This window comes from Variovorax gracilis, from assembly GCF_030317115.1.
In the GTDB taxonomy this organism is placed as follows: Bacteria; Pseudomonadota; Gammaproteobacteria; order Burkholderiales; family Burkholderiaceae_C; genus Variovorax; species Variovorax gracilis.
The window spans coordinates 16,641-29,892 of record NZ_JASZYF010000037.1 but is presented as its reverse complement, the minus strand read 5'-3'; the positions used below and the strand labels follow the sequence as shown (position 1 = coordinate 29,892).

Sequence of the window (13,252 nt, the reverse complement as noted above, 5' to 3'; positions counted from 1 at the left end):
GGATTCGAATGCAAGAAGCGGAGTGCGCTTCTGATGCCCACCGCCTAACGTCCGGCTCACCCGCTTTCAACAAGGAGCTTCTCCATGTCCGTTGAGCAAGACAACAAGGCCATCGTTGGCCGCTGGTTCACCAACTTCTGGGGCAAGACCTGTGATCTCGACATCGTCGACGAGATCGCCGCCCCTGACATGCTCTTGCACTACTCGCTGCATGAGCCGCGTCGCGGCCGCGAGGACATCAAGGCCTTCATGACGGAATTTCGCAAGGCATTCCCCGACCTCAACTTCTGGGGTGCCGCGGACCTCATCGCGGAAGGTGACTACGTTGTCGGGCGCTGGGAAGGAGGCGGAACGCACACCGTTCCGCGTTTGGCGACTTCCTGGTTGGCGGACTGCCCGCGGCCACGGGTCGGAAGATGCACTTCATGGGAACGACGGTACTGCGCCTGAAGGACGGGAAGATCGTCGAAGAGATCGGTCTGGATGACGGCGTGAAGGCGCTGACCCAACTCGGGCTCATGAAGGCCGCCTAAAGTCACCGCAAGCTCGACAACGCCGATGAGGTCGCAGCTTGCGGCGATTTCGGGAATTCAATAGCAAGTTTCGGAGTGCGCCGAACGCTCACCAGCCGGAAACTTCACTGCCGCAATCCCGGATGGAGTGAAAGATGAGCAAGATCATGCGCCAGCTCTACGAGGAGGCACGGCTCGCGTGCGCAGCCACCTCCGAGCCGAATGCACAGGGCTCTGCAGCCAGCACTTCAACCGAAACAATATCGGCGCGAGTGTCGACCAGCGATCCTGTGAGCATGTCTCGTCAGGCCTATGAACGATGGGTGCAATCGTTGCGTGCGCATTTCGCGAAGCAAGAAGATTCCCCTTGACCAACCCGCCGCGCGTGACCAGGTCGAACAAGGCAAGCGTCGAAACCAGCCCATGAAACAAATCATCCTTGGCCTATCTCCGTGACTTCACCGTTGGTCGGCGCCGCGCTCTCGTGATAGACGTCATAAAGATACTGCGCGAGTTCCTCACGAGTGACCTCGTCGGGAACCGCAAGCTCCAGCGGCTGGCGTTTGCCGTCCGCACCCATCAAATAGCAGGACCAGCGATCGTTGGCCCGCTCAATGGCGACGATTCGACCGAACACATTGAAGAGGTACTGCATCGCTTGCTCCCATGGCGGTCCATCTTGCCCCACCTCGCAAAAACCCTCGCTGAGAACGTGGCGAACTCCCCTACCTGATCCTCACGGAGTGCGCGATTGAACCGTCTTCGCGAAGCTGTCAGCTATCGGGCGTGGATGCAACTCGGTATCGAATGACCGGTCTGGGCGCATTCCGCAGGAGCCCGCGCGCTTCAGCGACCTTCCATTCGGCGGGCACGCTCTGAAGCCTCATTGCCGTCGACAACTGGGCCGACCACGACCGAGTCCCACTGGAAAATGCACGCATGCAACGACGAAATCTGGTTTTCTCCGCCCTGGCCGCAGCGCTTGCTCCTGTCACGCTGGCCGTCCCGCAGTTCCAGGAGAAGACCGAGTGGTTTCGCTACTTCACAGAAGCAGATGCACAGGGCACCATTGTCGTACGTGACGCGCGGGGCGGGTCTGAAAGCATCCTCGTCTACAACGCTGCGCGTGCCGAGCGGCGCTACTCGCCGGCGTCCACCTTCAAGATTCCACACAGCTTGTTTGCGCTCGATGCCGGACTTCTGCGCGACGAATTCCAGGTCATCTCGTGGGACGGCGTGAAGCGGTCCCAGCCGGCATGGAACGCGGACCAGAATCTTCGCTCCGCGATGAGGAACTCCACCGTCTGGGTGTACGAGCGCTTCGCCATGGAACTTGGTGACGCACGCGAGAGCGACTTCATGCGAAGGATCGGGTATGGCAATGCCGTCGCCACCGGCGACAGGCCGTTCTGGGTTGAAGGCGACCTCGCCATCTCATCCTTTGAACAGATTGCATTCTTGCAGCGGCTCTACCGCAATCAACTACCCTTCCAAGTCGAACACCAGAGGCTCGTGAAGGATGTGATGATCAATGAGGCAGGCCCCGACTGGATACTGCGCGCGAAAACGGGATGGACAGGAACAATCTGCTGGTGGGTCGGTTGGGTGGAGTGGCCCGACGGTCCCGTCTTCTTTGCCCTGAACATCGATACGCCGAACAGGCTGGGCGACCTTGCAAAGCGGCAGAGCATCACGCGCAGCGTCCTGCGTTCCGTTGGCGCGCTACCTGCGATGCCATAGCTTGTGGCTCGCAAACGGAGGGGTACCGCGAAGGGCTGGTCTTGGCAGGCAGTCCCAGTTCGCGGACGAGGCCAGAAGGGTACCTTCGCTTCATCTGCCGGTCGTCGGGTGGTGGCGACGGCCAGTGAGGGGCCCCGAGTTGCGTTCTCCGCAGCAGACACGCACGCTACGGATGAAGCAACGACTTGCTCAATCGTGCAGATTCCAGATCCTGCCAAGTGCTCGCCCGGCCGACGCCATGGCCTGCACCTTGCTGTCGCTGTACGATGCCTCATCAACCGCCGTCGAGAAATGGCCGAGTGCCGTGAGCGATACCGAACTCAAACAACGACTTGCAGCGATTCTCGCTGCAGACGTGGCGGGCTACTCGCGGCTGATGTCGCTGGATGATCGTGCGACGGTCGCTGCGCTGGACACCGCGCGCCAGGTGTTCCGCGTGCACATCGAGTCGAATCATGGCCGTGTGATCGACATGGCGGGCGACTCGGTGCTGGCGGTGTTCGACTCGGCCGCTGGAGCGGTATCGGCGGCGCTCGCTGTTCAAGCGGAACTCGGGACGCTTGGCGCCGACTTGCCCGAAGCCAGCCGCATGCGCTTTCGCATCGGCATTCATCTGGGCGATGTCATCGAGAAGGCCGACGGCACGGTGTATGGCGACGGCGTCAACATCGCGGCGCGGCTGGAGGGCCTGGCCGAACCGGGTGGCGTGACCGTGTCCGAATCGATTCGCACCGCGGTCAAGGGCAAGGTCAATGCCGATTTCATGGACCAGGGCGATCGGCAGGTCAAGAACATCGCGGATCCGGTGCGCGCGTATGCGGTCAAGGCAGGGATCGATACGCTGTTGGCTGCTACCGGGGTGGATGTTTCCCAGCCGGTGGCCGGCTTCGGCAGCCGGCCAGCGATCGCGGTACTGCCGTTCGCCAATCTGACGGGCGACCCCGACCAAGAGTACTTCGCCGACGGCCTGGCCGAGGACATCCTGACCCGGCTGGCGATGCAGCGGTGGCTGCCGGTGATCGCACGCAACTCGAGTTTCGCCTACAGGGGGCGCACCGTCGACGTGAAGACGGTCGGCCGCATGCTCGGCGCGCGCTACGTGCTCGAGGGCAGTGTTCGAAAGTCCGGCAACCGGGTGCGCGTAACCGGTCAGTTGATCGACGCGACAACCGGGCATCACGTCTGGGCCGAGCGCTACGACCGGGTGCTGGAAGACTTGTTCGCCATCCAGGACGAGTTGACCGACGGCATCGTCGGGGCGCTCGAGGCCGCAGCCATGCGAGTGGAGGGCGAACGCGCCCGCCGCAAGCCGCCGAGCAACCTGGACGCGTGGGACGCCGGCGTCCGTGGCTGGTGGCACTTCAAGCAATTCACCCGCGAGGACTTCGCCGCGGCAATGCCGCTGTTCCACCAGTCCCTGGAGCTTGATGCGACCCAGGCGGGGCCACATGCCGGCATCGCAATGGTGCGCCTGTGCGAGGTGGCTTTCCTCTGGGCGGAGAAGCCGCAGGACGCCCTTGCCGAGGCCCTGACGAGCGCTCGTGCCGCTCTCGCCGCGGATCCCCTCGAGTCGATGGCCTACGCGGCCCTGGGATTCGTGCTTGCCGTCACCGGAAAGCCGGACGAAGCACTCGCGATGTGCAGCAAGGGCATCGAACTCAATCCGAGCCTTGCGTTCGGATACCACGCTCTTTGCTTCACGCGCTTGTGCCTTGGGGAACCGCAGGCAGCCATCAAGGCCATCGAGACCGCCATACGCATCAGCCCGAACGATGTGGTGCTGCACGTCTGGCTCTCCCTCCTATCGACAGGTCACTACATGGCGCGCAACTACGAGAAGGCAGCAGAGGTCGCGAGTCTTGCCGTACAGCGCGGCCCGAGCTACTCGGTGGGATGGCGCTCGCTTGCCAATGCGCTCGGTCAACTCGGAAGGTTGGACGAGGCGCGCGAGGCGCTCGAGCAGTTCCTCGCGCGCATGCCGGGCTTCACCTCCGAGCAGGCGGCGCGTTCCGTGCTGTCCTTTCGCGACGAAGCGGTGTTCCAGCACTGGCTCGAGGGCCTGCGCAAAGCGGGCTGGAAAGGTTGATGGACCTGGGCGGATGACTCCAACGTCCAGCACCGGATGCCGCGATGAAACAGGCCCGCGAATGGCGCCGACATCGAAACCTTGGGACGGTCGCCGTTGCAACGCGGCACAGGGTGCTGCCCGACATCCTTGCGCATTTCGCGAAGACGCATCCGGGTGTCAAGGTGTTTCTGCAATCAGGCAACACCGCGACGCTCCACAAGGCCGTCCAGCAGGGCGACCTGGACGCGGCGGTTGGCCTGCATCCCAACTTCGTGCTGGCGAAGACCTTCCACTGGTCGCTGTTGCGCGAAGCGCCGCTGGTGCTGTTGGCGCCGAGCCGGCTGGCGCGGCGCGATCCGCACGCGCTCTTGCGCACCTCGCCCCTGATCCGCTACGACCGGAATCTGGGCGGTGGCAAGCAGGCGGATCGGTACTTGCGCGCTGCCGGCATCGTGCCGCAGGAGCGCTTCGAGCTGAGCTCTCTATTGGCTATCGCCATGATGGTGGACCGTGGCCTCGGCGTATCGATCGTGCCGGACCTCGCGTCGCCGCTGCTGGACGGCCAGCGCATCGCGCAGATTGCGATGCCGATCCGTCCGGAGGCTCGTCGGTTCGGGACCTTGTGGCTGAGGTCGTCGGCGAGACTGCGACTGATCCAAGGACTGGTTGCAAGCGCAAGCACCGTTGCCCCTGCGTGAGTCGAGTGCCCGGAGGAACGCTGCCAGGCGAAACCATGTCCGGTTCCTCATGGAACGCATCCCGCGACCACCGAATGTTCGTCTTCGCGCGATCAAAGAACGGTGCAAATACCGAAAGCAGAGCCACACGCCCGCTGTCCACGATCGGCCCGTGCACGTATCGCGAGGGATGAACACCAAGTCGCCGGCCTTCACGCGCCTGGTCTCCTCACCGACTTGTAACCCGCACTCCCCTTGCAAGACAAGTACCACCTCGTCGTGATCCGGCTGGATGTGAATGACATCTGCATTGTCTCGGAGGATGTTGACGTTGCACGAGAGGTCCTGCCCGTCAAACAGGCACTTGCGCTTGATCGGGTCCGCGGCAGTTGCCGGGTCTGTTGTGAGATCCCCGAGAGCGTCCTCCAGTCGGTGGACGTACTGCGAGTTCATGAGTTTTCTCCTTGGCCGCCGTTGCTACCGAGCGCAAGTAGCATCAGTTCCATGTCTTGTGCCCAGGAAAGCTTGTTTCTGTTCGCCAACCGCCTGAGTGCAGTTTGACGCGACCATGGGAGGGGAAACGAGGGCGTTGTCTTCAGTCAGATCGAGTCTTCGGCGGCCTTGCCGCGCAGGAAATGCAGGTAAAGCGAATCAAGCAGTCCTCCGATCTCGATCAGCAGCGCATCGTCGTCCGGGAGTCGCTCGCGCGCGCCGGCGAGCATGGCCGCGAAGCCGCTTGCTTCCGACACCGGCTCGCCGCCGACGTCGAGTGAGTGCACCATCGCACCGAGCCGGTTCAGCGCCGGATCCTCCTCGAGTCCGAAACTGGCCATGAGGGTTTCAAACGTGACGCGATCGCCGACGTGTGTGAATGCGGCACCGTCGAAATCAAAGCCAAGCGCGGTCTTGGGGCAATCGGCCGGTCTGGCGAGCCAGCGAAATCGGGCGTCGTGATCGATGAACCGGCTAATCAGCCAGGCGCTCGCAACCCGATCGACCCACAAGCGTCGCCGCGTGGCCCAGAGGCGCCCCTGGTATTGGCTGGCGTCCAACCGAGGGATGTGACCTTCGGCTTCGTGTGGCTCGTCCGGCGATAGCACGGCCTCGATGCGCTTGTTGAGTTCCGACCAAGCGGCGTCCGCCTCGAGCCTGGACTCGCCTGGAAAGAAGTCGATCGCGCGCACAGCGTCGAACTCCCGCTGCAGCTTGCGTTGAAGCCGAGCCAACTCCGGTGCGCCCAAAGCAGCCAAGCTGCGATTGGCGTCCTTCCAAGCCTTGCGAAGCTCGTCGTATTCGGCGCTGCGGTCGAACAGTTCGCGGTAGGCGGTCGCTTCATCCGCCGAGCGCGGCTGCACGTCCATCAGCCATGCGCTGCCGCCTTCGCTGGTGCACTCCTGCGCCAGTTCCTGCAGCCGCTGCCCATGCTCGCCCTGAGACGGCAGCAGATAGGCACCATCTCGCAGCGCCATACAGCCGATCGCCTTGAGATTTCGCCAGATGCGCATGCGAGCGGTCGCGCTGGACGTCGGAAGGGATACCACCAGAAGCAACCAGGGCGCCGCCGAAAAAGTCATGTCTTGAAGTTTACATCGATGTAGACTTAGAGACACTATTCAGTGCGTGAACCCTGTGCAGGGGTTTCACAATTGAGGAGTTCTGAAATGACGACCTGCGAACGTCCGCGACTGGCGATCGTGTACCCCGGCGATCGAGCTGCGCGAGACCGATCCGACCCCGCACAGAGTCGGTTTGGGCCGCTCTTCGAGGCGTTCGACCGTGCCGGCGTCGCAGTCGAGCCGGCGATCTACAACGATGACTTTCGGGAAGAGGTTCGAGAGCAACTCCTTCGCATGCATGGCGTGCTGGTCTGGCACAACCCTGTTGAGGGCGGGCGGGACCGGCGCGTCCTGGACGCCGTGCTTCGTGATGCTGCGGCGCAAGGTGTCGTCGTCAGTGCGCACCCAGAAACCATTCTTCGGATGGGCACGAAGGATGTTTTGCTCTCCGTGCGAAATCTGCCGTTCGGATCGGACGTGCACCGCGTGGACAGCCTGACTCAGTTGGCTTCGCAACTTCCGCGTCGATTGGCTGGGGGTGCGCGTGTATTGAAGCAGCGCCGCGGCCAGAGTGGCGTCGGCGTTTGGCGCATTGAACAGCGCCAGCCAGGCGGCTACGCGCTTCGTCATGCGCAACGAGGCTGCAAGGAAGAACTCGTGGACCTGGCGGGCGTCGGTGCCCGGCTCGCGCCCTATTTCGACGACGGTGGCTACATGATCGATCAGGCTTGGCAGCCACGCATGGTCGAAGGGATGACGCGCGCCTATCTTGTGCGCGATCGCGTCGCAGGCTTCGGCCATCAAGCCGTCGTGGCACTCCATCCGGCGGACGACTCCGGCAAGGACGTGCCTACGAGCACCCGTCTCTACAGCGGCTCCGATGATCCGCGCTTCCAGGGCCTGCGCGAACAATTGGAGGACAAGTGGGTGGGCCTTCTGTGCGAGCAACTCCAACTTGAGCGGGATGCATTGCCACTGCTATGGGATGCCGACTTCCTGCTTGGCGAGCCATCGGGCGAGTCAGAGGGCCATGTGCTGTGCGAGATCAACGTGAGCAGCGTATCGCCGTTCCCCGACTCGGCCATTCCGATGCTTGTGCGGGCGACGACCGAAGCGATGGTTGCGGCTGCAGAGCGGTAGGCGTGCGGTTCGGGACGGCGGTTGCGGTCGCGCCCTTTGAATGCGCGCAACGGCCTGAACTTCCTGCCGCAGACGTACCGCAGTGTCTGGCCCTTGAAAGCCAAGACGGCAAGCGGTGACCAAGGTTCCCAGCCCGATGCGCTAGTCCTGTTGGTCGCAGCCGGAGGCAGGCTCATCCTTCTACGCGTCATCGACCCGGCGCGGGCTGATATATGCTCGTGCATCTGGTCTCCGCCGCATGCAGCAGCCACCAAGAAAACTGAACCTCGGAATAGCCGGTGCCGGACCCGCAGGTCTGGCAACTTCCATTGCGCTGGCGAGGCTCGGCCATCGGGTCGAGGTTTTCGAGAAGCACCCGACGCTGGAACCACTGGGCGCGGGGCTACACATCCAGCCGCAGGGACTTCGCGCGCTCGAGGAACTTGGCGTGCGGCGCGCGTTCGATGAGGTCAGCGTCCCCATCGGACGACTGCTCGGAACCAGCCACCGTGGTTGGCGCGTGGTCGACATCAACTACGAGGACGCACCTGCTCGCGCTGTCAGTCGGGCCATGCTCGCTCGCGTCCTCTTCGAGGCAGCCCGATCCGCCGGCGTCCATTTCTCCTTGGCGCGCCAGATCGAATCTCTGAGTGTGGTGGATGGGCGTGCGAGGGCCATGACGAAGACTGGCTCGTCGGATTTCGACCTGTTTGCCATTGCTGACGGGGCCGCTTCGCGCTTGAGGGAAAGTGCCGGGCTTGCCGGTCCTTCCATTACGTACCGATGGGGCGCCCTTTGGGGCCAGTTCTGGGTGCCTTCTTGGAAGGATTCCGACGTGCTGCTGCAGCGGTTCCGGGGAACCTCGGAAATGATGGGGCTTCTACCGACCGAAATCTCGGACGGCGCCGTCCGACTTTCCTTCTTCTGGAGCCTTCGCGGCGACCGCTATGCAGGCTGGCTGTCGGGCGACCTCGCTGCGTGGCGGGCGCAAGTTCTTTCGCTCTGGCCCGAGTCCGACCCCGTGGTCAGCCAGATTCGCCATCACGGCGACTTGGCGTTCGCGACGTATCGCCACACCTGGCCGCGCTCGATGGGCTCCGGCCCCCTGTGCGCGGTCGGCGACGCGGCGCATGCAATGAGCCCTCAGCTCGGCCTGGGAACGACGCTGGCCGTGGAAGATGCCCTCGCTCTCGCCCATGCGGTAGAGCAACACGGCGCGACGGGAGCGACGCAAGCGTTTTCATCGCAACGGCTGCGGCGGTCCCAAGCGTTTCAGACCTTGAGTCGGTTGCTCACCCCGTGCTTCCAAGCGCAGGGCGCAGGAATGTGGCGAGACGTGGCGTTCGCAACCGGACTGCGCATCCCCGGCGTACCGTGGCTGATGAGGCGCAGCCTGGCCGCGCCTGCGAGCTCCAATCCTGCCGGGCTGGTGGCGCAACGAGTTGCAGACCCGAGCCGGCCGGCCCCTCTCGCATGAAACGACGGGCCGTGCGTTGACCGGACGCCGAGTCGTTGTCATCGGCGGCTATGGTTTCTTCGGCCGTCGATTGGTCGAGCGCCTCGCGTGGCAACCTGACATTCACGTCATCGTTGCCGGTCGCTGTCCCGCGGAAGCGCAAGCTCTGGTTTGTCAACTGCGCCCCCAGTCGAGGGCACGCCTTGATGCTGCCGTGCTGGACGCAATGTCTGCGGACTTGCCTCGGGAGCTTGAAAGCCTTGTCCCGAGCACCGTCGTCTTGGCCTCCGGTCCGTTCCAGGGGCAGGACTACGGGGTCGCGCGCGCATGCATTTCCTCCGGCGCGAACTACATCGACCTGGCCGATGCGCGCGCATTCGTGTGCGGAATCCGCGGACTCGAATCGAACGCCAAGGCAGCGGGCGTTTTCGTGAGCAGCGGGGCAAGTTCGGTGCCGGCGCTATCCGGCGCGGCCGTCGACCACCTCGCGCGGGACATGGCGACCCTTGACACCATCGACATTGGCATCAGTCCTGGCAACAGAACCGAGCGAGGCTTGGCAACCGTGAAGGCCATCCTCAGCTACTGTGGAAAGCCGATACCCGTCGATGGCCCGTCGCGGGTGATTGGATGGGCCGGGGCTCGCCGCCATCGCTTCCCAGCACCGGTCGGAGAGCGATGGCTTTCGCCATGCGATGTTCCAGACCTCACCTTGCTTCCCGGTCGGTACGCCGGTGTACCAAGCGTGCAGTTTGGTGCCGGCCTCGAACTTGGCTTCTTGCACCGAGGGATGAATGCCATGGCATGGGCCGCGGGCCGCGGCCTCGTTCGGGATTGGTCAGCGCATGCGCCCTGGCTCAAGCGAGCCGCAGACATGTTCAAGAGCCGGGGGTCCGATGCCGGAGCCATGCACGTTTCGGTGACTGGTCTTCGCCGCGACGGGGTCGAGGTGTCGCGCACTTGGAGCCTGGTAGCAACGCATCGTGATGGGCCCTACGTTCCGACGCTGGCGGCCGCCGCCTTGGTCCGCAAGCTCAAGGAAGGCGCCTTGAGTGCGGGCGCGACGCCCTGTGTGGGAATCCTGTCGCTTGAGAACTTCGAAGAAGAATCGCGGGACTTGAACATCCACATGGCAAAGGGTATCGCATGAAAACAGCGTCCACGTCGATGTACGAGCAGGCCATGGGTGAGAGTTTCGACCGTCTTCAGGTCGCGGTGCGGCGCTTTCACAGGTTGGCGGGCTCGCAGGAACTTCACGGTTGGGTCGACACCGATGCACCGTCAACCCTGCCGGCCAGAATCCTCGCTCGTTGCCTCGGCACGCCCCTTCGGGCGACCAGCGGTCCGATTCGATTCGAGCTCCACGCCGGGCCAGAAGCAGAAACATGGACTCGGCATTTCCCAGCCCAGAGGATGACCTCGCGCATGAGCCTCGATGCGGGTCAGCTCGTCGAGCAACTGGGTGCTGCTCGCCTGAACTTTGACCTCTGCGAGGCTGACGGCAGGCTCGAGATGCGGTTGAAGGCCCTGCATTTTCTGGGAGTGCCATGCCCGAACTGGCTGCTTCCGCACGTCATTGCGGAAGAGACTGGTCAGAGAGATCGGCTTCATTTTCGAGTCCAAGCATCGCTGCCCTTCATCGGTACCGTGACAAGCTACCGCGGGCACTTGACCATCGGCGAGAGGGAATCGTTGTGATCGTTGTCTTCGATGGCCAATGTCTGCTTTGCAACGGCTGGGTGCAGTTTCTGCTGCGGCGCGATCGGCGGGGAATCGTTCGATTCGCCTCCATTCAAGGTTCGACCGGAAAGGGCTTGCTTGCTCGGGCGAGTCTGAATGTCGACGGGCTGCAAACTCTGCTCGTGGTCGATGGGACGCGCACATGGCAACACACGGCAGCCATCTTGCAGGTCCTTCACGTGCTCGGATGGCCATGGCGGCTCGCGTGGGGAGCTTGGCTGGTGCCCGCGCCCTTGCGCGATGGGCTCTACCGCTGGGTCGCACGAAACCGATACTGGATGTTCGGGCGCAGCGAGACATGTTCTGTGCCGCCTCAGAACTTCGCTGAGCGCTTCTTGGACTGACGCCATTGCGCACATACCTAAACCCTTCGCAAAAAACATCTGCGTGGGCGCCGTTCAGCCGAATCGCAAGCCGAAGACTCAGCGAGCGTCCGGCCACGGTGGAGGATCGGGCAGCGCCTGGTCTTTGGGAAGGCGACCTGCCGACCGGAGCATGAGCAGTCGGATTGCCACCCTGGTCGAGCGGCAAAGACGCTACGTGAGGCTGGTGACCTGGAAGCCCGCAACCAACGAGAACCGGAACGGCCTGCTCGGGGCATTGCCTCCCAACAATGGATCGATCTCTCGAGCCATTCACGGCAAAGCTGAATGCCGTTGAAAGCCAATTGAACGAGCGACCAAACCCTCGACCTCCATACACCGGCTGAGGTGTCCAATCGTTCATCGACCGGTTGAATGCGCAGCCCCTTGCCGATGTTCGTGGCGTCGACTTGAAAGGCGATTCGAGTGTCAACGTCACCCGGTCCCGGCGCGATACACGTCCGAAGCCTAGTTCAGGTCCTTGTCCTTCCAGACCTTCGAGCCTCCGAGGGACACCCCGGCCTGTAGGCCAGCCTTGGTCAGAACGTAAGCGGTGCCGCCCGAAAAGGCGACAGCACCCGCCTTGATATTGGCGTCGCTCTTGCCGGTGCCAGCGCCCGCGGCAGCGCCGGCTGAGGCATCCCAGCCGTTGTCGATGAAGTCGGCCAGCGACTTCGCATCCTTGAACACGAAGAGATAGCGCGTGTCGGAGGCCCCGATCTGCAGGCCTGCACTGGCCTGAGCGATTTCCATGTACGTGTCCTTTTTGGACTTGCTGTCGTGGGCTATGCCCTTCCCGCCCGCTGCGCCAAGGCCGAAGCTCAGGCCGTAGGTCGTGAACACGGCGTAACCGGGCGCCTTGCTGACCGCGTTCTTGATGTCGGGATCGACCTTGTAGAAATCCTCGAGCGCTTGCCTGGCCTTTGCCCTGACCTCGGCCTGTTTGGCAGACTTGTCCTGAGCATAGGCACCGCGAGCCAGCAACGATGCCAGCGAGGCACCGACGAGCAGCTTGCGACGTTTCATTGCGTTCTCCTTTGACATGTCGTGCGGAGGTGTGGCGTCGACCGCATCGATGAAGAGAATCGGAATCGGATGCCACATCCGAGCCAACAGTGTTTGAGCATTTGGGTGCCCAAGTCCGGTGACCATGTGGACTCGTACGCACGGAGCGAAACCGTAGCGGGGCGAGGCCGCCTGTTTGCCGGCACAAGGTGCAAATGATGTCCCAGCATCGTGAAGCACACAAGCTCCTCGTGCCCTCGCATCCGAAAGCAGGCCATCTGACGCTAGCGATGGCCTGCAAGAGTCGATCGCCACAGCTTTCCCCTACAGCACACGGAAGCGGCGAAACCTCGGGTCGAGAGGCAAAGGCCCGACGGTGTCCGCGCCAAGAGGCGAGGTCAATCCGCTGAGTCATCGACATAGTGCAGGAGGCGGCGGACACACGATCGGTCCCGTGCTCCGATCTCCCGCGCGCGCAGCGACGGAATGCCAAGCGTCCTGGCGAAATCTCGAATCCTGGCGTCTTGCTGTCTCTCGCGCGTGAGTTGCTTGTGGCCGCCGACATTGACGCGGACGTGTTGGACCTCCGTCTCGTCACGTCGGAATACGGCAAACCAACTTTTCCCTGCAGGGGCTGCGTTTCGTGCCATGCCGCTGTGCCACTGGCGCTGCAGCTGCTACCCCCCATTTCGTCGGGACAAAGCGGCGAATGGATGAATGAGGTCTACGAGGCTGGGTGGTCGCGCTCGGCGCAACCTTTGATCTCACCCACGCACTGGCACCGGGAGCAGCGACCGCTCAAGCTCATGAACGACCACCTTGTGTGCGCCGATGGCGGCGACCCTGACCCACCGGCACACACGGCAAGAAGGCGGATGAGACCAACGCCTGAACGGCGCGGCGAGGGGCTTCCCAAACATCCGCTGGGGTCCGTCTATGGGTGCTGGGTTTGCGCCGCAATCTTTGTGATGGGCTCGCTCAGAGTAAGTGCGCCAGACCTGGTCGGCAGCGGTGGCA

At 63.2% G+C, this 13,252-nt stretch carries 11 protein-coding genes and 4 pseudogenes; 11 read left to right on the top strand and 4 right to left on the bottom strand.

What is annotated here, in order from left to right; genetic code table 11:
• Window positions 1-84 precede the first annotated feature (84 nt).
• Both QTH97_RS32695 and QTH97_RS32685 read left to right on the top strand, forming a co-directional pair.
• Window positions 85-533, top strand: a pseudogene (locus QTH97_RS32695) (ester cyclase).
• A 134-nt stretch (window positions 534-667) separates the two neighbouring features.
• Complete coding sequence (locus QTH97_RS32685; RefSeq protein ID WP_286572750.1) at window positions 668-883, top strand: hypothetical protein; 216 nt, start codon at window positions 668-670, stop codon at window positions 881-883.
• A 62-nt stretch (window positions 884-945) separates the two neighbouring features.
• On the opposite strand, the gene QTH97_RS32680 is transcribed toward QTH97_RS32685, so the two are convergent.
• Window positions 946-1,167 (bottom strand): DUF7661 family protein, encoded by a 222-nt coding sequence (locus tag QTH97_RS32680; RefSeq protein ID WP_286572749.1) that lies wholly within the window; start codon window positions 1,165-1,167, stop codon window positions 946-948.
• 284 nt (window positions 1,168-1,451) lie between these two features.
• Between QTH97_RS32680 and QTH97_RS32675 the strand changes: the two genes are divergently transcribed.
• The 3 genes and pseudogenes from QTH97_RS32675 to QTH97_RS32665 all read left to right on the top strand — a co-directional run.
• Complete coding sequence (locus QTH97_RS32675) at window positions 1,452-2,252, top strand: penicillin-binding transpeptidase domain-containing protein (RefSeq protein ID WP_286572748.1); 801 nt, start codon at window positions 1,452-1,454, stop codon at window positions 2,250-2,252.
• Between the two features lie 172 nt (window positions 2,253-2,424).
• Window positions 2,425-4,338, top strand: a complete 1,914-nt coding sequence (locus QTH97_RS32670; RefSeq protein ID WP_286572747.1) for an adenylate/guanylate cyclase domain-containing protein — start codon at window positions 2,425-2,427, stop codon at window positions 4,336-4,338.
• 107 nt (window positions 4,339-4,445) lie between these two features.
• Window positions 4,446-5,018 (top strand): annotated as a pseudogene (locus QTH97_RS32665) (LysR substrate-binding domain-containing protein); the annotation flags it as partial.
• A 168-nt stretch (window positions 5,019-5,186) separates the two neighbouring features.
• Here the strand turns inward: QTH97_RS32665 and QTH97_RS37100 are convergent.
• Window positions 5,187-5,450 (bottom strand): annotated as a pseudogene (locus QTH97_RS37100) (cupin domain-containing protein); the annotation flags it as partial.
• A 146-nt stretch (window positions 5,451-5,596) separates the two neighbouring features.
• Complete coding sequence (locus tag QTH97_RS32660) at window positions 5,597-6,571, bottom strand: chromate resistance protein ChrB domain-containing protein (protein ID WP_286572746.1); 975 nt, start codon at window positions 6,569-6,571, stop codon at window positions 5,597-5,599.
• An 87-nt stretch (window positions 6,572-6,658) separates the two neighbouring features.
• On the opposite strand from QTH97_RS32660, the gene QTH97_RS32655 reads away from it, so the two are divergent.
• The 6 genes and pseudogenes from QTH97_RS32655 to QTH97_RS37180 form a co-directional block, all read left to right on the top strand.
• On the top strand, window positions 6,659-7,693 hold the full coding sequence (locus QTH97_RS32655; protein WP_286572745.1) for a Cj0069 family protein: 1,035 nt from the start codon (window positions 6,659-6,661) through the stop codon (window positions 7,691-7,693).
• A gap of 238 nt (window positions 7,694-7,931) precedes the next feature.
• A complete protein-coding gene (locus QTH97_RS32650) occupies window positions 7,932-9,149 on the top strand; it encodes an FAD-dependent oxidoreductase (protein ID WP_286572744.1) in 1,218 nt (405 codons plus the stop codon).
• A gap of 16 nt (window positions 9,150-9,165) precedes the next feature.
• A complete protein-coding gene (locus QTH97_RS32645) occupies window positions 9,166-10,278 on the top strand; it encodes a saccharopine dehydrogenase family protein (protein ID WP_286572743.1) in 1,113 nt (370 codons plus the stop codon).
• Window positions 10,275-10,826, top strand: a complete 552-nt coding sequence (locus QTH97_RS32640; protein WP_286572742.1) for a DUF4166 domain-containing protein — start codon at window positions 10,275-10,277, stop codon at window positions 10,824-10,826. The genes QTH97_RS32645 and QTH97_RS32640 overlap by 4 nt, the downstream gene beginning before the upstream one ends.
• Window positions 10,823-11,212 carry a thiol-disulfide oxidoreductase DCC family protein gene (locus tag QTH97_RS32635; protein WP_286572741.1) on the top strand — a complete coding sequence of 130 codons (390 nt, stop codon included), beginning with the start codon at window positions 10,823-10,825 and terminating at the stop codon, window positions 11,210-11,212. The genes QTH97_RS32640 and QTH97_RS32635 overlap by 4 nt, the downstream gene beginning before the upstream one ends.
• Window positions 11,213-11,289: 77 nt before the next feature.
• Window positions 11,290-11,550 (top strand): annotated as a pseudogene (locus QTH97_RS37180) (IS30 family transposase); the annotation flags it as partial.
• A gap of 148 nt (window positions 11,551-11,698) precedes the next feature.
• On the opposite strand, the gene QTH97_RS32625 reads toward QTH97_RS37180, so the two are convergent.
• On the bottom strand, window positions 11,699-12,382 hold the full coding sequence (locus tag QTH97_RS32625; RefSeq protein ID WP_286572740.1) for a lipid-binding SYLF domain-containing protein: 684 nt from the start codon (window positions 12,380-12,382) through the stop codon (window positions 11,699-11,701).
• Window positions 12,383-13,252: the final 870 nt, after the last annotated feature.

Coding starts and splice junctions, on each gene's coding strand:
- QTH97_RS32685 (WP_286572750.1), top strand. CDS start 668: ATGAGCAAGATCATGCGCCAGCTCTACGAGGAGGCACGGCTCGCGTGC.
- QTH97_RS32680 (WP_286572749.1), bottom strand. CDS start 1,167: ATGCAGTACCTCTTCAATGTGTTCGGTCGAATCGTCGCCATTGAGCGG.
- QTH97_RS32675 (WP_286572748.1), top strand. CDS start 1,452: ATGCAACGACGAAATCTGGTTTTCTCCGCCCTGGCCGCAGCGCTTGCT.
- QTH97_RS32670 (WP_286572747.1), top strand. CDS start 2,425: ATGAAGCAACGACTTGCTCAATCGTGCAGATTCCAGATCCTGCCAAGT.
- QTH97_RS32660 (WP_286572746.1), bottom strand. CDS start 6,571: ATGACTTTTTCGGCGGCGCCCTGGTTGCTTCTGGTGGTATCCCTTCCG.
- QTH97_RS32655 (WP_286572745.1), top strand. CDS start 6,659: ATGACGACCTGCGAACGTCCGCGACTGGCGATCGTGTACCCCGGCGAT.
- QTH97_RS32650 (WP_286572744.1), top strand. CDS start 7,932: ATGCAGCAGCCACCAAGAAAACTGAACCTCGGAATAGCCGGTGCCGGA.
- QTH97_RS32640 (WP_286572742.1), top strand. CDS start 10,275: ATGAAAACAGCGTCCACGTCGATGTACGAGCAGGCCATGGGTGAGAGT.
- QTH97_RS32625 (WP_286572740.1), bottom strand. CDS start 12,382: ATGGTCACCGGACTTGGGCACCCAAATGCTCAAACACTGTTGGCTCGG.